The organism is Streptomyces sp. NPDC028711, from assembly GCF_055565415.1.
Window position 1 is genome coordinate 141,519 of sequence record NZ_JBVHUJ010000008.1, and the last position, 23,089, is coordinate 164,607.

Sequence of the window (23,089 nt, forward strand, 5' to 3'; positions counted from 1 at the left end):
TGGCCCGTATGGGGGAGAGGCCCCTAGGGGTTCCTCCACCCGTGGTCCGAGTGAGACCCTGACCGCGACCATTTAGGTGTACGAAGAAAGGAACCGCGCGGTGACCGAGTCCGCCCCGACACCAGCCGGAAAGACCGGGCCCACCGCGCCGCCCTCCCCCACGCCCGACGCAGCCGCCCGCCGCCGCCCCGTGGTCCTCGCGCTGATGCTCGCGATGGGCCTCGCCGCCCTCGACGGCACCATCGTGTCCACCGCCGTCCCCCAGATCGTCGGCGACCTCGGCGGACTCTCCGTCTTCTCCTGGCTCTTCTCCGGCTATCTGCTCGCCGTCACGGTCACGCTGCCCGTGTACGGGAAGCTCAGCGACACCTTCGGCCGCAAGCCCGTCCTCATCGCGGGGACCGTCCTCTTCCTCGTCGGCTCCCTGCTCTGCGCCGCCGCCTGGGACATGGCATCCCTGATCGCCTTCCGTATCGTCCAGGGCCTCGGCGGCGGCGCCCTCCAGGGCACCGTCCAGACCCTCGCCGCCGACCTCTACCCCCTGAAGGAACGCCCCAGGATCCAGGCGCGCCTGTCCTCGGTGTGGGCCGCCTCCTCGGTCGCGGGCCCGGCCGCGGGCGGGCGCCCCAGGATCCAGGCGCGCCTGTCCTCGGTGTGGGCCGCCTCCTCGGTCGCGGGCCCGGCCGCGGGCGGTCTCCTCGCCGGTTACGCCGACTGGCGCTGGATCTTCCTCATCAACCTGCCGGTCGGCCTTGTCGCACTCTGGCTGATCCAACGCCACCTGGTGGAGCCGTCCAGACCCCGATCGGTCGGAGCAGGAACAGAAGGGGCCGCGCCCCGCGCGCGCGTGCGGATCGACTGGGCCGGGGCCCTCGCCATCTTCGCCACCGGCGCGCTGCTCATCAGCGCGCTCGTCCAGGGCGGCGTCGCCTGGCCCTGGCTCTCCGCCCCGTCCCTGGGCCTCTTCGGCGGGGCCGCCGCCCTCGCCGCCCTGACCGTCGTCATCGAGCGGCGCGCGGCCGAACCGATCATCCCCGGCTGGGTCTGGCGCCGCCGCACCATCTCCGCCGTCAACCTCTCCCTCGGCGCCCTCGGCCTCCTCATGGTCGCCCCGACCGTCTTCCTGCCGACGTACGCCCAGGCCGTCCTGGGCCTCGGCCCGATCGCCGCCGGGTTCGTCCTCTCCTCGTGGACCCTCAGCTGGCCGATCTCGGCCGCCCTCTCCAACCGGCTCTACACCCGCATCGGTTTCCGCCTCACCGCGATCCTCGGCATCTCGCTCGCGCTCGTCCTGCTCCTTGCGTTCCCGTTCCTGCCGTTCCCCGGGGAGGCCTGGCAGCCCGCGCTCCTGATGCTGCTGCTCGGGGCGGCCCTCGGCCTCTTCCAACTGCCCCTGATCGTCGGTGTGCAGTCGACCGTCCCGTACGAGGAACGCGGTACGACCACCGCCTCCGTCCTCTTCTGCCGCCAGGTCGGCCAGAGCGTGGGCGCGGCCCTGTTCGGCGCCATCGCCAACGGTGTCCTCGCCGCCCGCCTCGGCGGCAGCGGCGACCTGGACTCCCTGGCCCGCGCCCTGGACACCCCCGCGTCGCTCACGGCCGAGGCCGCCGACCACCTGCGCCGCGCGGTCGACGCGGCGGTCGACTACGTCTACCTGGGCGCGGCGGCCGCCGCCGCCCTCGCCCTCCTGGTCCTGCTCACCCTCGCACCGCGCCGCTTCCCGGTCCTCACGGAGGAGTCGGAGCGGGGCTGAGAGCCCGTCAGGCGGTGTGGCGCGGTGCTGTGCGGTGCGGTGCTGTGTGGTGCGGTGCGGTGCTGTGCGGTGCGACCGTACGAACGCCTCACCCGCGCTCGCGCAGATACGCCTCCAGCTCCCCCGCCCCCGCCAGCATCGCCCGCCCCCGGGCGGACAGCCGGCCGTGCCAGTCACCGAGGGCGGCCGCCAGCGGCTCCAGGCCGCCGGCCGCCCGCACCTCCGCGATCAGCGGGGCGATCCGCTCCAGCGGGTAGCCGCCCCGCCTCAACTGATGGGCGAGCCGGGCGTCCCGTACGTCGGCCTCGTCGTAGACGCGGTAGCCGGTACGGGGGTCACGGCGCGGCCGCACCAGCCCGGCGCGCTCCCACTTCCGCAGCGTCGCGGGCCGGAGGCCGAGCGCCCCGGCCAGCGGCCCGATGAACGAACCCCCGGCCCCGGACGCCACGAGGGGCGCGGCCCCCCTGTCCTCGCCCAGGTCGCGCAGGGCGCTCTCCACGGCCTGGAGGGTCCGCCGGTCGTCGAGGAGCTGGGCGTGGCTCTCGTCGATGAGGCGGAACGCCCCGTCGACCGCCCCCTCGTTCACGGCCCGCATGATCGACGCCGCCGTCCGGTGCCCGTGCCCGGGCACCAGGGCGAGGAACGCGCGCAGGGCCGCCGCGTGCAGCGAGGTGTAGGCGCGGTACCCGGCGGCGGTGCGGTCGGCGGCCGGGAGGATGCCGGCCTCCTCGTAGTTCCGGACGGCCTGGGTGGAAAGACCGTGCCGACGCGCCAGATCAACCGGCCTGAGCCGTCTCTCGCTTTGAAGCTTTTCCCGCATAGCAGCGACGGTATCGCGGAAAAGTCTCCACCGGAGGTTCAGCGATACCGTTGAAGGCATGGCGACTGACATCAAGGACACCGCCCATGCCGTCGACGCCGCCGCCGTCATGAGGCTGCTGCCGGCCCGGCCCCGACTCCTCGCCCTGGGCGAGCCCACCCACGGCGAGGACGACCTCCTCGACCTGCGCAACGCGCTCTTCCGGCAGCTCGTCGAGGAGGAGGGCTACCGGACGATCGCGATGGAGACCGACTGCCTGAGGGGCCTGACCGTGGACGCCCACGTCACGACGGGCAGGGGCACGCTCGACGAGGTGATGGAGCAAGGCTTCAGCCACGACTGGGGAGCCTTTCCCTCCAACCGCGAACTCGTGTGCTGGATGCGCGACTTCAACGAGAACCGCCCATCGCCGGACTGGCTCCGCTTCGCGGGCTTCGACGGCCCGCTGGAGATCACGGAGGCCGCGAGCCCCCGCGAGGCCCTCACCGCCCTCCACGACCACCTCGCGGCCCGCGTGGACGCGGACATGCTCCCCTGCACCCGGGAAGCCCTCGACCGCCTGCTCGGCCCCGACGACCGCTGGACGGAACCCGCCGCGATGAGGGACCCGTCCCGGTCGGTGGGACGGTCGACCGAGGCGGGCGAGTTGCGGCTGCTGGCCGACGAACTGACGGCACTGCTCGACGCACAGACTCCGCACCTGCTCGCGACGGGCTCGCGCGACGACCTGGACCGGGCCCGCCTGTACGGCCGCACCGCCCTCGGCCTGCTGCGCTACCACCACGCGATGGCCGACCCCTCGCCCGCCCGCATGACCCGACTGTGCGCGCAGCGGGACGCGATGATGGCGGGCAACCTCCTCGCCCTCGCCGCCCGGGGCCCGGTACTCGTCAACGCCCACAACTCCCACCTCCAGCGCGAGAAGAGCGCGATGCGGATGTGGGAGGGGCCGGTGGAATGGTGGAGCGCGGGGGCACTGGTGAGCGCCGAACTGGGCGAGGAGTACGCGTTCATCAGCACGGCCCTCGGCACGATCCGGCACCGGGGCGTGGACACACCACCCCCGGACACCGTCGAAGGACTCCTGTACGCGCTCCCGGAGAACAGCTACGTCATCGACACCCACCGCCTGACCACCGCCCTCGCCACCACACCCCCCGCCCGCCGCGAATCCCCGTGGTTCGGCTACGCCCCACTGGACCCGGCGCACCTGGCGAACAGCGACGGCCTGGTGTTCGTGAAGGACGTGACCTGACAGGCCCCACCACCTGACGAGCCCTGCCGGTCCGGCTCGGACGGGCAGGGCTCTCACGCGTACAAGCGGCGGCTGTACTACTCCGCCGAGGCGAGCCCGACGAACCCGGCCCACGCCTCGGGGGAGACCCGGAGGGCCGCACGGGCCACGTCCTTGGAGTCACGGACGTGGACGGCGTCGGCGCCGGTCGCGACCTCGATGCACTGGCCGCCCTCAGCGCCGCTGTAGCTGCTCTTGAACCAGGCGAGTGATTCCGTGTTGTTCATAGCTCTCCTAGCAACTTCTCGATGAACTCCAGCGACTCTCGTGGGGTGAGAGCCTGCGACCGGATGATCCCATAGAGAGCGGCGGCGAGAACGCCCTGTTTAGGGCCGGTCTCCAGCGCACTGGTGCCCTGAACCTCCGCGTAGACGAACCTCTTGCCGTCTTGACGAGTGACGAGGGTGAAGGGCCCGTCCACTCCCGCGTTCTCCTCGCAGTCGAGCGGCATCACCTGGAGCTCGACGTTCCTCCGCTGGCCGACGAGGAGGAGCTGTTCCAGCTGCCCCCGGAGCACTTCCTTGCCCCCGAACTTCCGCCGCAGCACCGACTCGCACATGACGAAACTCAGGAGAGGCGCGGGGCGCCTGTCGAAGATGTCCTGTCGGGCAAGCCGAGCGGTCACCCGCTGCTCGATCGTCTCCGAGTCGAGCGGGGGCCGCCGATTGCTCAGCAGCGCCCGCGTGTACTCCTCCGTCTGGAGCAGACCGTTGACCACCAGGGTGTCGTACGACAGCAGCTCTATCGCCTGCTTCTCCAGCTGCGCCATGCCCTGGAAGAACGCCGGATACTGCGCCTTTTCCAGCTGGTCCTTCCAGACGGTCAGCAGCCCGCCCGCGTCCAGTACCTCATCCGACCGGTCGATCGCGCGCGGTGGCGGGATCCTCCGGCCCTGTTCGAACGAGGCGATGGTGGACGCCGAATAGCCCAGCCGCTTGCCGAACTCCTCCCGTTCCATCCCCGCCCGCGTCCGCAGCGTCTTCAGGCTCTGCCCGAACGCCGCCACCACCCCGTGACCGGACTTGTCCGCCGTCCGTCCCGCGTCCGCCTCGGGTCCGGCCTCCGGTGCCGTGCCCGTCTGCTCTTCCGCCAACGCACCCCGCCTCTCGTACGCGCACCGACACCCCACGTACAAGGCCATCGCGTCGGTGCGTCACCACTGGTCACGCTACGCCACCAAGAGGAGCTTGGGAGGCATGACGAGCGACAACCTCAGCCCCACCGCCCCCGCGCAACTCGGCGGCCACTCGGCTCACTTGGGCGACCGGGTCTTCACCCTGCGGTTCACGTCGACGCCCCGGGGCGCCCGGCTCGCGCGCCGCCTTGTCGGCGTGCGGCTCGACGAGTGGGGCGTGCCGTACGGGACCGGGCCGCACGAGAGCGTCGTCCTGGTCGCCGCCGAGCTGGCGGCGAACGCGGTGCGGCACGGCCACGTACCCGGACGGGACTTCCGGCTGCTGCTGCGGGTCACGGACGGGCCCCGGCCCGTAGCGCGGGTCGAGGTGAGCGACACCCGGGCCGAACGCGTACCGCCGCGCCCGGGAAAGCTCACCGGCCCCCGTCCGGAACTGGCGGACGGGGGCCGGGGCTTGCTGCTCGTCGAGTCGCTCGCCGACCGCTGGGGCTGGTGCCCGAGGCTCGGGGCGCCGGGGAAGACGGTGTGGGCGGAGTGCGCGCTCGGCTGAGGAGCTTGGCTAGAAGATGGTGTCGTACCTCCGCCAGCTGGTGACGTTCGTCTTCACGCCGGGCTTGAAAGGCGCCTTCCAGTCGCCCGTACCGGCGTAGAAGGTGGTGCCCCAGTAGGCGGGAGTCGGGACGGCGGCCGCCATGAGGTCGGCGTGGCCGTCACCGTTGGCGTCGCCGACGCCGACGAGGTCCAGGAAACCTCCCCAGCCGCCGCCGAGCCGGGTGCGGGCGGCGAAGGTGCCGTCGCCCTTGCCGAGGTACAGCCAGAGGACACCGGCCTTGTCCCGGGCGAGGAGGTCACCGGCGGGGCCACCGGCGAGGTTGCCTACGGCGGCGACCTCGTTGTAGATGCCCCAGCCGCCGCCGATCCGCTTGCGGGCGGCGAAGGGCGTGGTGGTGTTCCCCGTGCCGGGGGAGAGCCACAGGACGCCGGCCTTGTCGGTGGCGACGACGTCGGGACGGCCGTCGCCGGTGACGTCGCTGCCGGCCGCGATCCGGTCGTACGTCTGCCAACCTCCGCCGACGCGAGTGCGGCCGGAGAGGAGCGCGTTCCGGTCACCGGTGCCCCGGTAGAGCCAGAGGACGCCGGAGGCGTCCCGGGCGAGGACGTCGGGAGCGGTCGTACCGGCGATGTTCCCGGCGGTTTCGAGCCGGTCGTAGAACCGCCAGCCGCCGCCGATCCGGCTACCGCCCGCGTACATGACCGAGCCACCCACCGCGACGGGCTGCGACCGGTACGAGAACAGGTCGCTGCCGGGCTCCCGCACGAGCAGGTCGGCGGTGCCGTCGCCGTCGAAGTCGTGGGGCGCGGGGGGCCGGGTCACGGTGAACCGGCCGGTGGTGACCAGGTCGGGGCCGACCCCCTCCTCCGGGTGGGCGTAGATCTTCCACTCGTACTCGCCCGCGCGGGCCGGGGTCAGCAGCCCGTCCGGGCGCTCGGGGTCCTTGCCGTCCCAGCGCCAGGTGACCTGGCGGGGTGCCCCGTCGACGACGTCGGCGGGCCACGACTTGGTGATCGACTGGCCGCTGCGGACGTGCTTCAGGGTGACCTGCACGGTCGCGTCCCCGCGTGACAGGTCCCAGCTGAAGTCGACCCCGTTCGCGAGCTGGTCACCGGTGAGTGCCTGCGGGGTGGTGGAGCCGGTCAGAGTGATGACGGTGTTCTGGCCCGTGGACGCGACCAGTTCGACGTCCGGTCTGCCGCCGTCGGCGCGCGGCGAGATCCGGTAGAGGCCTTCGCCCTGCTCGGGGGTGCCACCGCGCACCAGGAGCGAGCCGCCGGGACCGGCGACGGCGGAGGAGAACGCGGTGAGGAGGACGGCCTTCTCGCCAGTGTCGGCTGACTGGACGGTGAACGGCCGCTTCGTCGGGTGATAGCGACCGTCGGCAGCCCCGTCGATGTGGCCCTTATGGCCGTACGCCATCCAGCCGCCGACCAGGTACAGCGGGGCGGACACATCGGCTTCGGCGTCCGGGAACCACTGGCGCGTGCCCCCAGCGCCGCGCTTGAGGGCGACGATCCCGTCATCTCCCGGCCGCGCCTCGCGCCAGGCCACATGGGTCGCGGATATGGCGCCGTCGTAAGCCCACTGGTCCTCGTCCTGAAGGTGCCAGGCCGAAGCTCCCGTGGCGAGATCGACGGAGATCTTGGCGGGCGTCCCCGCTGCGCCGATGAGGCAGTCGTAGATCGCGGAGCCGGTGTCCGTCCAGCTCTCCCCGAAAGGAGAGCACTCGACCTCGGGCGTCGGGATCAGCCGTCTGGGCTTCGGGGTGCCGCCGTCGAGTGTGACGGCGTACTGCTCCACGGGGCCGCCTTCGTCGTACCGCCCGAGGAGCAAGGTGTTGCCGGCCAGGCCCTCGAAGAAGTAGCCGGCGCCCAGCGCTTCGAGGTCCACCTCCTGTGGGGCCGGGGCGCCGGTGGTGGGCGTCGACAGGTCATAGACCCGCACCACCCGGCCGGCGACGGGGGCGGAGTCGTCGACGCTGACGACGAGGTCCGTTCCGCCACCGACGGCGGTGGTGGCCCCGGGCAGCACGATCGACGACCCGTCCGCGTACCAGGTCCACCGGAACTCGGGCGTGCTGGTGCGGGTCTTCGACAGGAAGCCGCTGGGTCCCGCGCCGACGACGTCCGCGTTGCGCGGGAACGGCACGGTGGTCTGCTGCTCCTGCTGCGTCGCGGCCGGCACGGCCGCCGTGGCCGGGAGTGCGGTGAGCGTGCCGCCCGTGGCGGCGAGGACGATGGTGACGGCGGCGGCCGCGAGACGGCGGCCGCGCGTACGTGCGTGGTTCAAGTAGGTGTTCCCTCCCCTGGGAATCGGGAGGTTAGCGGACGGGCCGCGTCCGTCCGTCACCGGCCTCCGTTACGCGCTGCCGCGCGGGATCGTCAGGCAGAACGGGTGCCCCGCCGGGTCGAGGACGACCCGCCACAGGTCGGGGCGGGGCTGGAAGGTGGGTACGGTCGCGCCCCACTCGACGAGCCGGGCGGCCGCCTCGTCGAGGTCGTCGACGTCGAAGCAGAAGTGCAGCTGCTGGGGGACGCCCTGGCTGGGCCAGGTCGGGGGGCGGTAGTCGTCGACGCGCTGGAAGCCGAGGAAGAGGCCCGACGAACCGGGGCCGCGGGTGAGCCCGGCGAACTCGTCGTCGGACCGCTCGCTCAGCGGGAGTCCCGTCGCCCGCCGGTAGAAGGCGGCGAGGGCCATGGGGTCGGCGCAGTCGAGGGTGACCGCCGTCAGCTTCATGATCATGGCGGGAGCCTAACGAGGCCGGGGGCGGGCGGGTCCGGTGTGTCCACGTCTCAGGCCCACACCGCTTTGACCACGGCGTGGCCCGCCGAGGCCGCCCGCCCGTAGAACCCCCGGAGGTCCGTGTGCAGGCCGAGGAACTCCTCCCTGGTCAGACCGCGTCCGGTGAACCCGGCGCCGACGACGCTCCACAGCTCGTCGAAGGCGACGGTCGCGAGGAAACGCGCGGCCCCTGCCACCCCTGACGGATCCAGGACCATCAGCGGGGGATCGGAGGGATCGGTGTCGGCGGTGTGTGCCACGGGGCGGCCGCCGTAGACCGGCAGGGTCCAGGGCTCGTCGGTGTCCGCACCGGGGGCGTCGGCCGCGGCGGCGTACAGGTCGTTGACGGAGTCCCAGACCTTGGCGATGGAGGCGGCGACACCCGCCGCGTACTCGTCGGAGTGGTTCTCCCAGGCCTCCCACATGAACGCGGCGAGCCAGGCGTGGTCGTCCCGGATCTCGGGCTCGGCCAGGGCGCGAAGGTGCAGGTGGATGCTCACGAGTCCCCCCAACTCGCGGCCCGCCTACCGGGCCGCACAGCCAGAACCTACGGGAGGGCACTGACAGCCGCGTGCCCTCCATGCCGCCCCGGTGCCCCGGCCGTTACGCCCCCGCCTTCTTCATCGACTCCAGCAGGGAGGAGAAGCTGTCCGCGGCGTGGCCGGCGTCCATGCCGCGCCGGAAGAGCTCGACGACCGCGGCCGGGAGCGTGGTGTCGACTCCCGCGTCCGCGTTGGTGTGCAGGACGTGCTCGACGCTCGCCGTCCCCATGGCGAGGCGGTCCACGTCGCCGGTGTGCCGGCCGGCGTCGATGCGCTCGGCGTAGAAGGAGAAGAAGCCCGGCAGCGAGTTCGCGGTCTCCACGGCGTGCGGCAGGATGTCCGCCGCCGTCAGGCCGTTGGCGTCGGCGAGGGCGATGGCCTGCCAGTAGCTCAGCATGGAGGTCCAGAACATGACCATGCCGATCTGGTACATGAGCGCGGCGAGCCCGGGGTCCTCGCCGCGGTGGTCGGTCCGGCCCGTGATGACTTCGAGCGCGGGCCGGTGCAGGTCGAAGACCTGGCGCGGGCCGCTGTAGAAGGTCGACGATTCGGCCTTGCCGATCCCGGAGGGCGGCACGGTGACGCCGCCGGTGAGCTGGACGGCGCCCCGCTCGGCCGCCCAACGGGCCGCGGCCCGGGCCTTCTCGGGCGTGTCCGAACTGAGGTTGACGAGTACGCGGCCGTCCAGCGCGCCCTCGGCGGGCTCCAGAGTGGCGTACACGGCGTCGTAGTCCGTGAGGCTGAGGACCACCAGTTCGTTGGCGGCGAGGGCCTCCTTCACGCTCGGCGCGAGCACGGCCCCCCGTGCGACGAGGGTGTCCGCGCGGGACGCGGTGCGGTTCCAGACGGTGACGTCGTATCCGCGGTCGAGGAAGGCGCCGGCCATGGCCTGCCCCATGGGGCCGAGGCCGATGACGGTGACGGACTGCGGGGCGCTGTTGCTGAAGACGCTGCTGCTCATGCCGAGATCTCCATCCTTCGCTCACTAAAACGAGCGCTCTAATTAGCGGGTGGTGAAAACGTAGCACAGGTCTAGAACGAACGCTCTACCCAATGCGCGATACGGTGGCTTCATGCAGACCAGCACACGGGACCGGATCGTCGTCGCCGCCTCACGCCTCCTGCAGCGGCAGGGCTACGTGGGTACGGGAATCAAACAGATCGCCCAGGAGTCACAGGCCACCCTCGGGTCCGTCTACCACTTCTTCCCGGGCGGCAAGGAGGCCGTCGCCGTCGCCGCGATCAAGCACGGCGCCGAGGAGTTCGCGACGCTCCTGCGGGAGTCGCTGGACAGTGAGGACGACGCGGCGGAGGCGGTGACGGCCTGCGCGCTGCGCCTCGCGGAGGAACTGCGCGAGTCGGGCTGGATCGACGGCTGCCCGGTCACGGCGGCGGCCCTGGAGACGCTCGGCACCGACTCGGAGATCCAGCAGGCGTGCGCCGAAGCACTGCGCGACTGGGAGCAGTTGGTCCACGACAAACTGCTGCGCGGCGGCTTCCCGGCCGAGAGCGCCCGGGAACTGGCGAGCACGGTCATCTCCACCCTGGAGGGCGCGGAAGTCACCGCCCAGGTCACCCGCAGCGAGGAACCCCTACGGGTCGCGGGCCGCCAACTGGCCCGCCTCGTCCGCGCGCACGAGCGCTAAGAGCTGCGGAGGGAACCGCCGGGCGACTCGCCCCGTGGCCGCCGCCCTCGTGATCGCCAGGGCAGTTCCCCCGATCCGTCACTCGCCGACGCCGCCGCCTACTGCGGGTCCGCGCCCGAGCCGGACTCCGGGTCCGGGTCCGGGTCCGGGTCCGAACCCGATGGCTCCGCCGTCCTCCCCGTCAGCGCCGCCAGCGAGTGGCGGATGTGCTCCATGTGCGCGTGGATCTCGTCGCGGGCCTCCTCGTGCTCCCGCAGCACCCGCTCCGTCTCGCGTTCCGCGCGCTCCGCCTTCAGGCGCGCCCCGGCCAGCAGTTCCTCCGCCTGCGCCTCCGCGTCCTCCTGGCCGTGGCGGGCCTGTTCCTCCGTTTTCGCCAGGGACTTCTGGGCCTCCGCGAGCCGGCCCTCCGCTCGGGCGAACAGCTCCTGGTGGCGGGCCTCCTGGGCCGACGCCCGGCCCTGCTGCTCCCGCTCGACCTCGTCCCGTACGGCCTTCTGCTGGGCTTCCTGCTCCGCCAGGAGCTCCGCCGCGCGCCGTTCCGTCTCCTCGAAGACCTCCCGCGCCGCCGCCGTCAGCTCCTCCGCCTCGCGGGTCGCTTCCGTCGTCAGCTCCTCGGCCCGCGCCCGCGCCGCCTCCAGGGTCGCGCGGGCCGCCGCCTCCGCCGCCTCCCGCACGCCCTCCGCATACGTCCGCGCCGCCTCCGCGCCCGCCCGGGCCTGCGCGTCCGCCGCCTCCGCGAGGGACTGCGCCTCGGCCTCCGCCGCCCGTACGAGCGTCTCGTCCTCCAGCTCCGCGAGCTCCAGGATCTTCCGCGCGCGGTCGCCCAGCGACTCGTACCGCTGCGGTGCGAGCGCCTCGACGGCCTCGCGCAGCCGGGCCGCCTCGGCCGCCATCTCCTTCTCCAGGACGGTGAGCCGCGCGGCCCGCTCCCAGGCTCCGTCGCGGTCCTCGGCGAGCTCGGCCAGGTAGCGGTCGACCTGCTCGGGGCGGTAACCGCGCCCCCGTCCGACGGCGAAACTCATCCCTGACGCCCCTTCCCTGTGACCCGAACGTCCAGGATGCTTCATCAGAACGGACAAAAGGCGCCCAACGTGCACACACGTCGAGCGCCATTCATCACATTCTGTCCAGCGGTGTCAGAGGGAAACCCCTGCCCCTCCTCTTACAGCAGCCCGTCCCACATCTGCTCCAGGAGCACCGACCACCAGTTCTCCGGCGACGACAGCGCCGCCGGATCGAGGACCGCCAACTGCGCCTGGAAATCGACCGTCCAGCGACCCGCCTGCTCCGGGTTCAACCCGAACCGCAGCCGCCACATCCGGCCGAGCAGCGCCATCGAACGGGTGAACTCCGGCAGCCCGGTGTTCACGAACTGCGGCGGCACCGACTGCCCGCCGGGACCGGCCTCCACCGGCACCGCCACGATGTGCGCGGTCCCGTACTGGACACAGATCGCCCGCCCGAAGTCCGAACCAAGGACCAGGTACGAGCCCGCGTCCGGCGCCGCCGGAACCTGCCGCTGCGCCGCCAGCTCGGCCAGCGTCGGCACCACCGGCACGGCCGGCTGCGCCCAGAAGAACGGCCCGAAGTCCGCCGGCAGACCCGCCCACACCAGCGTGCGCGCCACCAGCTCCGGCACGCCCTGACGGGACACCGCGCGCTGGTCGAAGCGGAGGACGCCCGGACCGAACGCCCCGGCCAGCTCCTGCGCGATCGCCTCCGGCGGGACCGGCGGCACCGGCTGCACCTGCGGCAGCGGCGCCCGCACCGGGGCGGGCCGCGCGGGACCGTCCGCGACCTGGTGCAACTCACCCTGATGGGTGAGAAGTTGCCGCATGCCCTGCTGCCGGCCCGCGTGATCGCGACCGTACGGGGCGATGCTGGTGATCCGCGCCTGCGGCCAGGTCTCCCGGATCATCCGCGCGCAGTAACCACCCGGCAGCTCACAGGACTCCAGCTCCGTGTGCAGTTCGAGCACCTGCTGCGGCGGCACGTTCATCGCGCGCAGCTCGTGCAGGATCTGCCACTCCGGGTGCGGGGTGCCCGGCGCCGAACGCCGGATGATCTGCGCCTCGGAACCGTCGGGCGCGCGATAGCGCAGCACCGCCTGGTAGCCGGGACCGACCGTCGGCTGCCCCGCCGGCTGCGGATAGCCGTACGCCGGGGGTACGGGCGCGGGCGGCGGCGTCTGCCCCCCGTGCACCGGCGGCGGCGTGTGCCCACCGTGCATGGGCGGAGGCGTCTGCCCCCCGTGCACCGGCGGCGGAGGAGCCGGCGGGCCCGGAGGCTGCGGCGCCGAAGGGCCACCGGGACCCGGGTGCGCGAGCATCGTCGCGGCGTGCGCGATGCCGCCCGCGGGCGTACCACCGGGCACACCCGGCGGCGGCGGGGGCGGCGGAGGCGCGCCGGGACCGCCCTGACCCGGGTGCGCCAGCATCGTCGCGGCGTGGTGCACGGGCTGAGGCGGCGTCACCGGACCGGGCGGCGCCGGAGCCGGCGGCGGACCGGGCGGCGCGGGCGGCTGGGGCCCGTCGGGCCCGAGCTGCGACACCAGCTGCGTGGGGAGGTACGCACCGGCACCCGACGAGGCTCCCGGCGTACCCGGCGCACCGGGAACGCCCGGAACCCCAGGGGCTCCCGGCGGCGGAGGCGGCGCCGCAGGGCCGCGCCCGCTCTTCGGCGGCAGAGCGGCCTTGCTGGTCGCGGCGTCCGCGATGTCCCCGGCACCCGGCGCCGAGGGCGCGGGCACGGGAGGCGGCGGCATTCCGGGACCGGCGACACCACCGGGGCCGCCGGGACCGGCGGGACCACCGGGACCGGCGAGACCACCGGGACCGGCGAGACCACCGGGACCGGCGAGACCACCGGGACCGGCGAGACCACCCGGGCCACCCTGACCGGCCGGACCGGACTGACCGGCCGGACCGGACTGACCGGCCGGAGCAGGCTGACCGGCCTGCGAGGGCACGGGCGCCGGAGGGCCGGGCGGCGCGGGCGGGGCCGCAGGTACGCCGCCCGGCTTCGGCGCGGCCGGGTCGAGCCGGGGCGCGATGGCGGTCGGGGGCAGCGCGCTGCCGCCCTTCATCAGGGCGGTCGGCGCGTCGGCTCCCACCTGCGGAGGCGGGGCGTCCTCGTCGTCCGTACCCGAGAGAGCCGGCGCGAAGACGGTCGCGGGCAGCGGCACAGCGCCGTCCGCACCACCGGAACTCGCGTTGGCGTCGACCCACGGACTCCCCACGGACGGGGACGAAGGTGCGGACACGGGAGCAGGCGCGGCCGGAGCCGGAGCCGGGACGGCCGGAGCCGGAGCCGCCGGGGCCGGGACCGGAGCAGGAGTCGCGACCGGCGCAGCCCCCACCGCCCCCGCGGGCGTCTCCGCCGGGACCCCGTCCATCGCCGTCGGCTCGTACGCGTCCCCGGAACCCGAACCCGAAGCCGACGCCGACGCCGACGCCGACGCCGAGGCGAACGCCCCCGACCCCGACCCCAACGACGAAGCCGACGAGGCCACCGACGCCGAAGGCCCCGTCACCGCACCCACCGGATCCGACGCGTCATCCGCCGGCGCCGACGAACTCACGCTCTCCTGCGACGCGTTCGGCTGCTTCGGCAGACCGATCTTGTCCGCCGCGTCCTGCAGCCACTCCGGCGGACTCAGCAGGAACGACGTCTGGTTCAGATCGATCCGGGCCGCCGGAACGGCCGCCTGCGCCGGAACCTCCTCCGCCGCCCCGTACTCCTCCTCGTACCGCCGGATCACCTCACCCACCGGCAGCCCCGGCCACAGCGTCGCCTCGCCACTGTCCCGGGCGATCACGAGCCGCTGACGCCCGCCGTCCGACGTAGGGCCGCCCTCGCGGTCCTCCGCCCACACCACGAACCCCAGCTCGAACTCCCGCACCCGCACCTCACGGTGCTGGTACGCCGGCAGATCGCCGTTGATCCACTCCTCGGCGCGCTCCTGCGCCTGCGCGAACGTCACCACAGCCCACTCACTCCCCCACCGGGACCACGGGCACCGCACGCGCGAAGCCACCGTCCACCATCAGGTTCGCCACCGTCTCCAGCTCCGGCGGATTGCCCGCGAGACGCTGCAGAAACGCGTCGAAGTCCGCACCACAGGGCAGCAGCAGACGCTCCACCCGCTCGGCGACCGACCAGCCCGCCGCCACCTCACCGGAGTCCCGGGCGTCGTCGTACGCGCAGAACCACACCGAACCGACCCCCTCACCCCGCACCTTCAGCGCGATGAGACCGCCCTGGACGAACGCGACGCCCAGGTAGTCCTTCGTCAGATGGTCACGCAGACACTTGTTGACATAGACGAGGTCGTTGACACCCGCCTCCTCCCGCACCGTGAAGAACGGCTGGTCGACGAGGAGCCCCAGCTCCGCGTCGAGCGCCGCACCCACCGGGGCGCAGCCGCCCGCCGCCTTCAGGAACGAGCGGTACGCCCCCGGAAGCCGGTAGCCCAGGTCCTCCTCGACCCCCTGGAGCTGCTGCTCCGACACCGACACCAGGCCCTTCGGCAGCCCGAAGTGCACCGGCCGGGTCTCCTGCAGGGGCCGCGTACCGCGCTTCGCATGATCGACAGCCGCCGTCGCCACCCCGCCGTGATGACGCAGCAGGGCCTTCACCTCGACCGGGACCAGCTCCATCCGGCGACTGCGCGCCACGTGGTGCCACGTCCAGCCGTGCGGCGTCGCCACCGCCGGAATGGTGTCCCACAGCTCATGACCCGTCGCCGCCATCGCCGCGTTCGCCGACACGAAGTCCGTCAGCCGCAGCTCGTCGACGCCGAAACCCTCCGGCGGATCGGCGATCTCCGCCGCCGCGCGCGCGTACGGCGAGAAATCCGGGTGACCGAACTCGTCCACCCGCACCCCTCTCGGGTGACGGGAGGCACGGACCGGGTCCGGGAAGTGCACGACCTGCCCGGCATAGGCCGCGTTCGGTGGCGCGGTGTCCTGCCCGAGCCGACCTGTCGTCATGGCGGTTGCCCCCTGCACTGGCGTCGCTGACTGCTACTACGCGCAGCCGCTGGCTGCTCCTGACTGATGCCGCACAGCCTATGCGCTGCCACAAGAGCCCGAACCGGCCCGATCCCACGGTCACCAAGTGTCACGATCCCATGACAGGCGCACCCTGATTCCGACACACCGAAGCCACGTTTCGCCGCCCCAGCTTCCCCATATGGCTCCCTATTTGGCAGGCTGTCCCCGCAACTCGGGGGATTGCAGGAGGGGAAGACCAGCACCATGCACGCAGCACCTACGCCCACACAGGGTGACCCACGCCTCAACTGGAGCAGCAGCGCCGAGGCCACCCGCGCGCCGTTACTGCATCACCGCCGCGACGGCATCCTCCCCACGGTCGGGGCCGCCCTCTCCGTACGCGGGGAGACCCTCACGTGCACCGCGGGCCGCGGGGACCGCCCGCCCGCCCTGCACGCCCTCGTCCAGGACTTCCTCGACACCCTCACCAGCAGCCAGCGGGAACGCTTCACCGGACGCTGCCCCGAGGCGATCCTGCTGTCCCGGCACCTCACCGCGACCGACAACGGGCGCTCCAAGCGTGCCCAGCGGAAGCCGCTCACCCACAGCGAAGCCCGGCGCTCCCTCAAGCACGCCAAGATCACCGCCCGGCGCATCCGTGAGGACGGCGACCCGCTCCACGGCAGCTACGCCGCCCCCTGCCGCTCCTGTACGGCGATGCTCGCCCACTTCGGCGTCCGCACCGTCGACCCCACCACGCCTGTCGAGAACGGCTGACCCCACACCCCATGCCCGACCACCTCAGCACCACCCGCTTCCCCGTCAACGTCGACGCCGCCCTCCGCGAGGCCGGCTGGCAGCCCGGCCGCTGGGACATCAAGCTCGCCGAGGAGTGGGCCGACACCCTGCGCGCCCACGTCTCTCCCGCGGGTCACCGCCACAGCGTCTTCCCGGCCGCCGTCGAGGCCTGGGCCGAGTTCGGCGGCCTGCGCATCACGGCGCCGGGTCACGGACGGCAGATAGCACCCGCGGCCGTACGCTTCGACCCGCTCGCCGGGCTCCACCTGTCCCGCACCCTCGCGGACCTCGGCCGCGCCCTGGAGACGGAACTCGCCCCCCTCGGCGAGGAGGGCGACCACCAGGCGATCCTCGCGATGGACGCCGAGGGCCGGGTCTACAGCCTCGACCACGCGGGCGACTGGTACCTGGGCAAGGACATCGACGCCGCGCTCTCGACCCTGGTCACGGGCGCCCAGCCGACCCGCCTCACGGCGGGCTGACCCACGACGGGGGTCATACGCCACCGTCGGGCAGTACGGCCGACACCTTGAACCCGCCCGTGTCCGTCGGCCCCGACACGAACACGCCGCCGAGCCGCGAGACCCGCTCCCGCATCCCCACCAGACCGTTCCCGCCGCTCGGCAGCCGTACGTCCGCCACTCCGGCGTCCGAAGGACAGGGGCCGTTCTCCACCTGCGTCGCGACCTCGGCCTCCCGGTGCGCGAGCCTGACCACGACCTTCGCGCCCGCCGCGTGCTTGTGGACGTTGGTCAGCGCCTCCTGCACCACCCGGTACGCCGTCCGCTCCACCTCCGGCGGATACGCCCGTACCTCCCCCGACACCACGAGATCCACGACCACCCCCGCAAGGCGCGACTGCTCGCAGAGGGCCTCCAGAGCGTCCAGACACGGCCCCTCGTCCGCGGCCGCCTCGGCAGCGGCGGCGGCGGCCCGGCCGACGGCGGCCAAGGGCACCACGGCCGGGGCCGCCGGTGCGGCCCCCTCCCGCAGCACCCCGAGCATCTCCCGCAACTCGGTGAGCGCCTGGCGCCCCATGTCCCCCACGAGCGCGGCGTTCTTCACCGCCTTCTGCGGATCCTTCAAGGCCACCGCCTGGAGAGCCGCCGCGTGCACCACCATCAGCGACACCCGGTGCGCCACCACGTCGTGCATCTCGCGGGCGATCCGCGTCCGCTCCTCCCGCCGCGCCCACTCCGCCCGCTGCTCCGCACGGTCGGCGAGCAGCGACAGCTCCTGCTCCAGACTGTCCGCGCGCTCCCGGAGGCTCTCCATGAGCCGGCGGCGGGCCCCTATGTAGAGGCCGAAGAGCAGCGGCGGCGCGTTGAGCCCGAGGGTCATGAAGAGCGAGACGACCGGCACGTACCAGCCGCTCGGGTCGATGTCCCGCGGACCGTCGTCGACCTGGGCGACGTCCTGCCGCATCCGGACCACGGTCACGACGAACACGGCCACCGTCGACATGCCGGCCAGGACGGCGGTGATCCGCCGGGGCACCTCGGACGCGGCGAGCGAGTAGAGCCCGACGATCCCCATGAGGAAGCCCATCTCGGCGGGCGCGACGGCGATCGACACGAGCACGACCGCGATGGGCCACCGCCGCCGCACCAGCAGCACGGACCCGACGACGAGCCCGAACAGCACCCCCACGGGCACGGGAAGCCCGGCCTTCTCGGCGAACCCGATCCCCTCGAACGCGCACTCCAGCGCGGACAGGAGCGCGAGCCCCCCGTCGAGGACGACACTCCGCCGTCTCCCCCACCACAACCAACTGCGGACGCCCCCAGCGTCCCGGTCTGCCCCCGTTACGGTCATGCCACCACCCTACGGGCGCGCCCGTCGGCAGCGCGGAGCTATACCGTCGCGTGGAGGCCGCCTGGTGCGGCATAGTGGAGGCCGCCAGGGCACAGGACCGACGGGATGTCCGTTTTGGCCCTGCATGCCATCCCCTGTGGTGTAATTGGCAGCACTGAGGCTTTTGGTGCCTTATGTCCGGGTTCGAGTCCTGGCGGGGGAGCTTCTTCACTCGGGTCCTGCCCTCATGGGTCAGGACCCGCACTCATGTCCGCCCCCCGTCTCCCCGGTATCCTTCGTGCGTCCACCACCCAAAGCCGAAGGGCATTCCCGTGAGCGCCAATCGCCCGGCAGCCGTCGTCGTCCTCGCAGCGGGTGAGGGCACCCGCATGAAGTCGAAGACCCCCAAGGTCCTGCACGAGATCGCCGGACGTTCGCTCGTCGGGCATGTCGTGTCGGCCGCGCGGGAGTTGGAGCCCGACCACCTCGTCGTGGTCGTCGGGCACGCCCGTGAGCAGGTGCGGGGGCATCTGGAGGAGCACTACGCCGGGACCCGTACGGCCGTCCAGGAGGAGCAGAACGGCACCGGGCACGCGGTGCGGATGGCCCTGGAGGAGCTCGGGCAGGCGCCCGACGGGACCGTGGTCGTGGTCTGCGGCGACACCCCTCTGCTGTCCGGGGAGACCCTGCGGGCCCTGGCGGACACCCACACCGCCGACGGCAACGCCGTCACCGTGCTCAGCGCCGAGGTGCCGGACTCGACCGGCTACGGCCGGATCGTGCGGGACGCGTCCGGGGCCGTGACGGAGATCGTCGAGCACAAGGACGCCACGGACGAGCAGCGCGCGATCCGGGAGATCAACTCCGGGGTGTTCGCCTTCGACGGGCGGCTGCTCGCGGACGCGCTCGGCAAGGTGCGGACGGACAACAGCCAGGGTGAGGAGTACCTCACCGACGTGCTGTCGATCCTGCGCGAGGCCGGTCACCGGGTGGGTGCCTCCGTCGCCGGTGACCACCGGGAGATCCTCGGGATCAACAACCGGGTGCAGCTCGCCGAGGCCCGCGCCCTGCTGAACCAGCGGCTGATCGAGCGGGCCATGCTGGCCGGCGTGACCGTGGTCGACCCGGCGTCGGTGCTCGTCGACGTGACCGTCACCTTCGAGCCGGACGCGGTGATCCTGCCGGGTACGCAGCTGCTCGGCGCCACCCACATCGGCGAGGACGCCGAGGTCGGCCCGAACACGCGCCTGAAGGACACCACGGTCGGGAAGGGCGCCCGGGTGGACAACACCGTCGCCGACTCCGCCGTGATCGGCGAGAGCGCCTCCGTGGGCCCGTTCGCGTACCTCCGTCCGGGCACGAACCTCGGCAGGAAGGCCAAGGCCGGCACGTACGTCGAGATGAAGAACGCGACGGTCGGCGAGGGCACGAAGGTCCCCCACCTGTCGTACGTGGGCGACGCGACGATCGGCGAGTACACGAACATCGGCGCGGCGAGCGTCTTCGTGAACTACGACGGCGAGACGAAGCACCACACCACGATCGGCTCCCACTGCCGGACCGGCTCGGACAACATGTTTGTGGCTCCCATCACGATCGGGGACGGCGCGTACACCGCCGCCGGGTCCGTGATCACGAAGGACGTGCCGGCCGGTTCGCTGGCCGTCGCCCGGGGCCAGCAGCGGAATATCGAGGGCTGGGTGGCCCGGAAGCGGCCCGGCAGCGCTGCCGCGCAGGCCGCTCAGGCCTCCTCTGAGGACTCCGCCGGCGAAAGCTGACCGGAAACGGGTGCGTCGAACTCGGCGTACCGTGATACGTGCACACAAATTCGGCTGGCTCGCACACGCGCACGACAGCTCGTGGTTGGCGACCAGACAACACGTCTGAGGAGACAGTGCTGTGACCGGGATCAAGACGACCGGCGAGAAGAAGCTGATGCTCTTCTCCGGCCGCGCCCACCCCGAGCTGGCCGAGGAGGTCGCACACCAGCTGGGTGTCGGTCTCGTTCCCACCAAGGCGTTCGACTTCGCCAACGGTGAGATCTACGTCCGCTTCCAGGAGTCGGCCCGTGGCGCGGACTGCTTCCTGATCCAGAGCCACACGGCTCCGATCAACAAGTGGATCATGGAGCAGCTGATCATGGTCGATGCTCTCAAGCGGGCCTCGGCCCGGAGCATCACGGTGATCATCCCGTCGTACGGCTACGCCCGTCAGGACAAGAAGCACCGCGGCCGTGAGCCGATCTCGGCGCGCCTGGTGGCGGACCTGCTGGAGACGGCGGGTGCGGACCGCATCCTCACCGTCGACCTGCACACGGACCAGATCCAGGGCTTCTTCGACGGCCCGGTGGACCACCTGTCGGCGCTGCCGGTGCTCGCGGACTACGTGGGTGCGAAGGTCGACCGCGCGAAGCTGACGATCGTCTCCCCGGACGCGGGCCGCGTGCGGGTCGCGGACCGCTGGTGCGACCGTCTGGACGCGCCCCTCGCGATCGTGCACAAGCGTCGCGACAAGGACGTCGCCAACCAGGTGACCGTGCACGAGGTCGTCGGTGACGTGAAGGGCCGTGTCTGTGTCCTGGTGGACGACATGGTCGACACCGGCGGCACGATCTGCGCCGCCGCGGACGCCCTGTTCGCGCACGGCGCGGAGGACGTCATCGTGACGGCGACGCACGGCATCCTGTCGGGCCCGGCGGCCGACCGCCTGAAGAACTCGAAGGTCAGCGAGTTCGTGTTCACGGACACGCTGCCGGTGCCGGGCGCCCTGGAGCTGGACAAGATCACGGTGCTCTCGATCGCGCCGACGATCGCGCGTGCGGTGCGCGAGGTGTTCGAGGACGGTTCGGTGACGAGCCTCTTCGAGGAGCACTGAGCCCCGGAAGTGCCTCAGGAGGGCCGTTTCCCCGTTCGGGGGAGCGGCCCTCCGCAGTGTTCCGGTGATCGAATTGGGTGGTAGGGGCGTCGGCCGGTAGACTGCCGTAGTTGCTCGGCGAGGGAGGCCGTACCCGTACGGATGTACAGGGTCACGGCGGTCCGTTATCGACGCGCTCTTCGTAGCAGGCCATCGCCAGTCGTGGCCGGGTGACCCAGTTTTTTCGTCACCTTTCTACGAGGAGTGCACCATGTCCGAGGTCAAGCTCGCCGCTGCCGTCCGTACCGAGTTCGGCAAGGGCGCCGCCCGCGCCATCCGCCGTGACGGCCAGGTTCCCGCCGTCGTCTACGGCCACGGTGCCGAGCCGGCGCACGTGACCCTCCCGGCCCACGACCTGGCCCTGGCCCTGCGTACGCCGAACGTCCTGCTGTCCCTCGACGTCGACGGCAAGAACGAGCTGGCGATCCCGAAGGCCGTCCAGCGTGACGCCATCAAGGGCTTCCTGATCCACGTCGACCTGCTCCTCGTGCGCCGTGGCGAGAAGGTCACCGTCGAGGTCGTCGTCGAGACCGAGGGCGAGCTGGCCCCGGGCAGCTTCCTCGTCGAGAACGTGCTGAACACGCTGTCCGTCGAGACCGAGGCCACGCACATCCCGACCTCCGTCACCGTCTCCATCGCGGGCCTTCAGGCCGGTGACGCCATCCTCGCCAAGGACGTCGCGCTGCCGAACGGCACCACCCTGGTGACCGACCCCGACGCCGTCGTCATCCAGATCCTGGCCGCCCAGGCCGAGGAGCCGGCCGCCGAGGCCGCCACCGAGGGTGCCGAGGCCTGAGCCGTAGGCTCTGCCTGACGGGCCCGCCTGGCGGGCTCCGCTTGACGTGACGGGGTGACGGGCCGATCGGCCCGTCACCCCGTTTCTCTTGTTCGGACGGATACGAGGAGACCTGACGCACATGACGGACGACGCGAACGCCCCCTGGCTGATCGTCGGCCTCGGCAACCCGGGGCCGGAGTACGCGGCCAACCGCCACAACATCGGCTTCATGGTGGTGGATCTGCTCGCCGACCGGATGCGGGGCTCCTTCAAGCGGGCCCAGAAGGCGCAGGCGCAGGTCGTGGAGGGCCGGATGGGTCCTCCCGGGCCTTCGAGCCGCCGGGTGATCCTCGTGAAGCCGATGTCGTACATGAACCTCTCGGGCGGTCCCGTGACGGCGCTGCGCGACTTCTACAAGGTGCCGACGGAGCGGATCGTGGCGGTCCACGACGAGCTGGACATCGACTACGGAGTCCTTCGGCTGAAGATCGGCGGCGGCGACAACGGGCACAACGGTCTGAAGTCGATGACGAAGGCGATGGGCGCCGAGTACCACCGGGTGCGGTGCGGCATCGGGCGTCCGCCGGGCCGGATGCAGGTGGCGGACTTCGTCCTGAAGGACTTCTCGTCGGCGGAGCGCAAGGACCTGGACTGGTTCGTGGACCGGGCGGCGGACTCGGTGGAGTGTCTGGTGGCGGAGGGTCTTGAGCGGGCCCAGTCGGCGTACAACTCGTAGGACTCCCGGCCCCGGGAACGTACGACTGTACGATCGCGGGTCATGACGCACGTCCGTAACGCCGCCATGGCCCTGGTCGCCCTCCTGCTGCTCGTCGCGGGCGTCTGGGCCTCCTGGAACTCGGCCCAGCACGTCCTGCTCGGCAAGGGGCGGGAGCACGGGACGCTGACGGTGACCGGCTGCACCGAGAAGACGTGCGGCGGTCGCTACGTCCCCGAGGACCCGTCGTCGACGCGGCGGACGCTGACGATCGCGCGGTCGGTCGCGGCGGAGCGGGGCGTGACGATCCCGGTGGTGGTGAAACCGGGCACGGACGAGGGCGTACGGACGGGCTGGGGCGGTGGTCTGCACGCGTGGCTGCCGCTCGGCGGGGCGCTGCTGCTCGCGGCGCCGCTGATCGGCGGTGGGCTGCGGCTGCCGCGAGTGGCGTGGTCGGCGGCGGGCGCGGGCGGGGCGCTGCTCGTGGCGGCGTTCCTGACGCTCTGAGAGTTCCCTTCGGTAGGGCCCGATCGTTATGAGCCACTGGGTTAAAGGTCACTTAAGGCGACG

General features: G+C 72.4%; 22 protein-coding genes and 1 tRNA gene. 12 read left to right on the plus strand and 11 right to left on the minus strand.

What is annotated here, in order from left to right; genetic code table 11:
- Positions 1-100 precede the first annotated feature (100 nt).
- Positions 101-1,753: an MFS transporter gene (locus ACZ4VK_RS24445; protein WP_468355663.1), complete on the plus strand. Its 1,653-nt coding sequence runs from the start codon at positions 101-103 to the stop codon at positions 1,751-1,753.
- Between the two features lie 88 nt (positions 1,754-1,841).
- Here ACZ4VK_RS24445 and ACZ4VK_RS24450 read toward each other — a convergent pair whose 3' ends face one another.
- Positions 1,842-2,573 (minus strand): TioE family transcriptional regulator, encoded by a 732-nt coding sequence (locus ACZ4VK_RS24450; RefSeq protein ID WP_468355666.1) that lies wholly within the window; start codon positions 2,571-2,573, stop codon positions 1,842-1,844.
- Between the two features lie 58 nt (positions 2,574-2,631).
- Between ACZ4VK_RS24450 and ACZ4VK_RS24455 the strand changes: the two genes are divergently transcribed.
- A complete protein-coding gene (locus tag ACZ4VK_RS24455; protein WP_468355669.1) occupies positions 2,632-3,828 on the plus strand; it encodes an erythromycin esterase family protein in 1,197 nt (398 codons plus the stop codon).
- Between the two features lie 77 nt (positions 3,829-3,905).
- On the opposite strand, the gene ACZ4VK_RS24460 is transcribed toward ACZ4VK_RS24455, so the two are convergent.
- Together ACZ4VK_RS24460 and ACZ4VK_RS24465 are read right to left on the minus strand one after the other, a co-directional pair.
- Entirely contained in the window at positions 3,906-4,094 is a 189-nt protein-coding gene (locus ACZ4VK_RS24460) for a DUF397 domain-containing protein (protein ID WP_468355672.1), read from the minus strand.
- Positions 4,091-5,008, minus strand: coding sequence for a helix-turn-helix domain-containing protein (locus tag ACZ4VK_RS24465; protein WP_468355675.1), 918 nt, complete (start codon positions 5,006-5,008; stop codon positions 4,091-4,093). Before ACZ4VK_RS24465 ends, ACZ4VK_RS24460 begins: the two co-directional genes overlap by 4 nt.
- A 55-nt stretch (positions 5,009-5,063) precedes the next feature.
- Here ACZ4VK_RS24465 and ACZ4VK_RS24470 point away from each other — a divergent pair, with 55 nt between their 5' ends.
- Complete coding sequence (locus tag ACZ4VK_RS24470) at positions 5,064-5,552, plus strand: ATP-binding protein (protein ID WP_468355678.1); 489 nt, start codon at positions 5,064-5,066, stop codon at positions 5,550-5,552.
- 9 nt (positions 5,553-5,561) lie between these two features.
- Here ACZ4VK_RS24470 and ACZ4VK_RS24475 read toward each other — a convergent pair whose 3' ends face one another.
- The 4 genes from ACZ4VK_RS24475 to ACZ4VK_RS24490 all read right to left on the minus strand — a co-directional run bounded on the left by ACZ4VK_RS24475 (position 5,562) and on the right by ACZ4VK_RS24490 (position 9,842).
- Positions 5,562-7,847, minus strand: coding sequence for an FG-GAP repeat domain-containing protein (locus ACZ4VK_RS24475; RefSeq protein ID WP_468355681.1), 2,286 nt, complete (start codon positions 7,845-7,847; stop codon positions 5,562-5,564).
- Between the two features lie 69 nt (positions 7,848-7,916).
- Positions 7,917-8,300: a VOC family protein gene (locus ACZ4VK_RS24480; RefSeq protein WP_468355684.1), complete on the minus strand. Its 384-nt coding sequence runs from the start codon at positions 8,298-8,300 to the stop codon at positions 7,917-7,919.
- Positions 8,301-8,350: 50 nt separating this feature from the next.
- Positions 8,351-8,839 (minus strand): DUF1877 family protein, encoded by a 489-nt coding sequence (locus ACZ4VK_RS24485; RefSeq protein ID WP_468355686.1) that lies wholly within the window; start codon positions 8,837-8,839, stop codon positions 8,351-8,353.
- A 103-nt stretch (positions 8,840-8,942) separates the two neighbouring features.
- A complete protein-coding gene (locus ACZ4VK_RS24490) occupies positions 8,943-9,842 on the minus strand; it encodes an NAD(P)-dependent oxidoreductase (protein WP_468355689.1) in 900 nt (299 codons plus the stop codon).
- 112 nt (positions 9,843-9,954) lie between these two features.
- Here ACZ4VK_RS24490 and ACZ4VK_RS24495 point away from each other — a divergent pair, with 112 nt between their 5' ends.
- Positions 9,955-10,527: a TetR/AcrR family transcriptional regulator gene (locus ACZ4VK_RS24495; protein ID WP_468355692.1), complete on the plus strand. Its 573-nt coding sequence runs from the start codon at positions 9,955-9,957 to the stop codon at positions 10,525-10,527.
- Between the two features lie 98 nt (positions 10,528-10,625).
- On the opposite strand, the gene ACZ4VK_RS24500 is transcribed toward ACZ4VK_RS24495, so the two are convergent.
- The 3 genes from ACZ4VK_RS24500 to ACZ4VK_RS24510 form a co-directional block, all read right to left on the minus strand.
- Positions 10,626-11,549 (minus strand): DivIVA domain-containing protein, encoded by a 924-nt coding sequence (locus ACZ4VK_RS24500; RefSeq protein ID WP_468355695.1) that lies wholly within the window; start codon positions 11,547-11,549, stop codon positions 10,626-10,628.
- A gap of 140 nt (positions 11,550-11,689) precedes the next feature.
- On the minus strand, positions 11,690-14,512 hold the full coding sequence (locus ACZ4VK_RS24505; protein WP_468355698.1) for an SUKH-4 family immunity protein: 2,823 nt from the start codon (positions 14,510-14,512) through the stop codon (positions 11,690-11,692).
- 7 nt (positions 14,513-14,519) lie between these two features.
- Entirely contained in the window at positions 14,520-15,518 is a 999-nt protein-coding gene (locus ACZ4VK_RS24510; protein WP_468355701.1) for an SMI1/KNR4 family protein, read from the minus strand.
- Between the two features lie 267 nt (positions 15,519-15,785).
- Between ACZ4VK_RS24510 and ACZ4VK_RS24515 the strand changes: the two genes are divergently transcribed.
- Positions 15,786-16,298, plus strand: a complete 513-nt coding sequence (locus ACZ4VK_RS24515; RefSeq protein ID WP_468355704.1) for a YwqJ-related putative deaminase — start codon at positions 15,786-15,788, stop codon at positions 16,296-16,298.
- A gap of 11 nt (positions 16,299-16,309) precedes the next feature.
- On the plus strand, positions 16,310-16,801 hold the full coding sequence (locus tag ACZ4VK_RS24520) for an SUKH-3 domain-containing protein (RefSeq protein ID WP_389682223.1): 492 nt from the start codon (positions 16,310-16,312) through the stop codon (positions 16,799-16,801).
- A 13-nt stretch (positions 16,802-16,814) separates the two neighbouring features.
- On the opposite strand, the gene ACZ4VK_RS24525 is transcribed toward ACZ4VK_RS24520, so the two are convergent.
- Entirely contained in the window at positions 16,815-18,134 is a 1,320-nt protein-coding gene (locus ACZ4VK_RS24525) for a sensor histidine kinase (RefSeq protein ID WP_468355707.1), read from the minus strand.
- A 130-nt stretch (positions 18,135-18,264) separates the two neighbouring features.
- Between ACZ4VK_RS24525 and ACZ4VK_RS24530 the strand changes: the two genes are divergently transcribed.
- The 6 genes from ACZ4VK_RS24530 (at position 18,265) to ACZ4VK_RS24555 (ending at position 23,026) form a co-directional block, all read left to right on the plus strand.
- Positions 18,265-18,336: transfer RNA gene (locus ACZ4VK_RS24530), tRNA-Gln, on the plus strand.
- 109 nt (positions 18,337-18,445) lie between these two features.
- Positions 18,446-19,891 carry a bifunctional UDP-N-acetylglucosamine diphosphorylase/glucosamine-1-phosphate N-acetyltransferase GlmU gene (gene glmU, locus ACZ4VK_RS24535; RefSeq protein WP_468355710.1) on the plus strand — a complete coding sequence of 482 codons (1,446 nt, stop codon included), beginning with the start codon at positions 18,446-18,448 and terminating at the stop codon, positions 19,889-19,891.
- 121 nt (positions 19,892-20,012) lie between these two features.
- A complete protein-coding gene (locus ACZ4VK_RS24540; protein WP_056649212.1) occupies positions 20,013-20,987 on the plus strand; it encodes a ribose-phosphate diphosphokinase in 975 nt (324 codons plus the stop codon).
- 250 nt (positions 20,988-21,237) lie between these two features.
- Positions 21,238-21,822, plus strand: coding sequence for a 50S ribosomal protein L25/general stress protein Ctc (locus ACZ4VK_RS24545; RefSeq protein ID WP_468355714.1), 585 nt, complete (start codon positions 21,238-21,240; stop codon positions 21,820-21,822).
- A gap of 121 nt (positions 21,823-21,943) precedes the next feature.
- Positions 21,944-22,540, plus strand: coding sequence for an aminoacyl-tRNA hydrolase (pth, locus tag ACZ4VK_RS24550; RefSeq protein ID WP_468355717.1), 597 nt, complete (start codon positions 21,944-21,946; stop codon positions 22,538-22,540).
- A 42-nt stretch (positions 22,541-22,582) separates the two neighbouring features.
- Positions 22,583-23,026: a hypothetical protein gene (locus ACZ4VK_RS24555; protein WP_468355720.1), complete on the plus strand. Its 444-nt coding sequence runs from the start codon at positions 22,583-22,585 to the stop codon at positions 23,024-23,026.
- Positions 23,027-23,089 lie beyond the last annotated feature (63 nt).

Bases quoted from the DNA above. Each gene is read 5' to 3' on its own strand.
- ACZ4VK_RS24470 (WP_468355678.1), top strand. From the start codon at position 5,064: ATGACGAGCGACAACCTCAGCCCCACCGCCCCCGCGCAACTCGGCGGC.
- ACZ4VK_RS24490 (WP_468355689.1), bottom strand. From the start codon at position 9,842: ATGAGCAGCAGCGTCTTCAGCAACAGCGCCCCGCAGTCCGTCACCGTC.
- ACZ4VK_RS24510 (WP_468355701.1), bottom strand. From the start codon at position 15,518: ATGACGACAGGTCGGCTCGGGCAGGACACCGCGCCACCGAACGCGGCC.
- pth (WP_468355717.1), top strand. From the start codon at position 21,944: ATGACGGACGACGCGAACGCCCCCTGGCTGATCGTCGGCCTCGGCAAC.
- ACZ4VK_RS24480 (WP_468355684.1), bottom strand. From the start codon at position 8,300: ATGATCATGAAGCTGACGGCGGTCACCCTCGACTGCGCCGACCCCATG.
- ACZ4VK_RS24500 (WP_468355695.1), bottom strand. From the start codon at position 11,549: ATGAGTTTCGCCGTCGGACGGGGGCGCGGTTACCGCCCCGAGCAGGTC.
- ACZ4VK_RS24515 (WP_468355704.1), top strand. From the start codon at position 15,786: ATGCACGCAGCACCTACGCCCACACAGGGTGACCCACGCCTCAACTGG.
- ACZ4VK_RS24450 (WP_468355666.1), bottom strand. From the start codon at position 2,573: ATGCGGGAAAAGCTTCAAAGCGAGAGACGGCTCAGGCCGGTTGATCTG.
- ACZ4VK_RS24460 (WP_468355672.1), bottom strand. From the start codon at position 4,094: ATGAACAACACGGAATCACTCGCCTGGTTCAAGAGCAGCTACAGCGGC.
- ACZ4VK_RS24495 (WP_468355692.1), top strand. From the start codon at position 9,955: ATGCAGACCAGCACACGGGACCGGATCGTCGTCGCCGCCTCACGCCTC.
- ACZ4VK_RS24465 (WP_468355675.1), bottom strand. From the start codon at position 5,008: ATGGCCTTGTACGTGGGGTGTCGGTGCGCGTACGAGAGGCGGGGTGCG.
- ACZ4VK_RS24545 (WP_468355714.1), top strand. From the start codon at position 21,238: ATGTCCGAGGTCAAGCTCGCCGCTGCCGTCCGTACCGAGTTCGGCAAG.
- ACZ4VK_RS24555 (WP_468355720.1), top strand. From the start codon at position 22,583: ATGACGCACGTCCGTAACGCCGCCATGGCCCTGGTCGCCCTCCTGCTG.
- ACZ4VK_RS24525 (WP_468355707.1), bottom strand. From the start codon at position 18,134: ATGACCGTAACGGGGGCAGACCGGGACGCTGGGGGCGTCCGCAGTTGG.
- ACZ4VK_RS24520 (WP_389682223.1), top strand. From the start codon at position 16,310: ATGCCCGACCACCTCAGCACCACCCGCTTCCCCGTCAACGTCGACGCC.
- ACZ4VK_RS24455 (WP_468355669.1), top strand. From the start codon at position 2,632: ATGGCGACTGACATCAAGGACACCGCCCATGCCGTCGACGCCGCCGCC.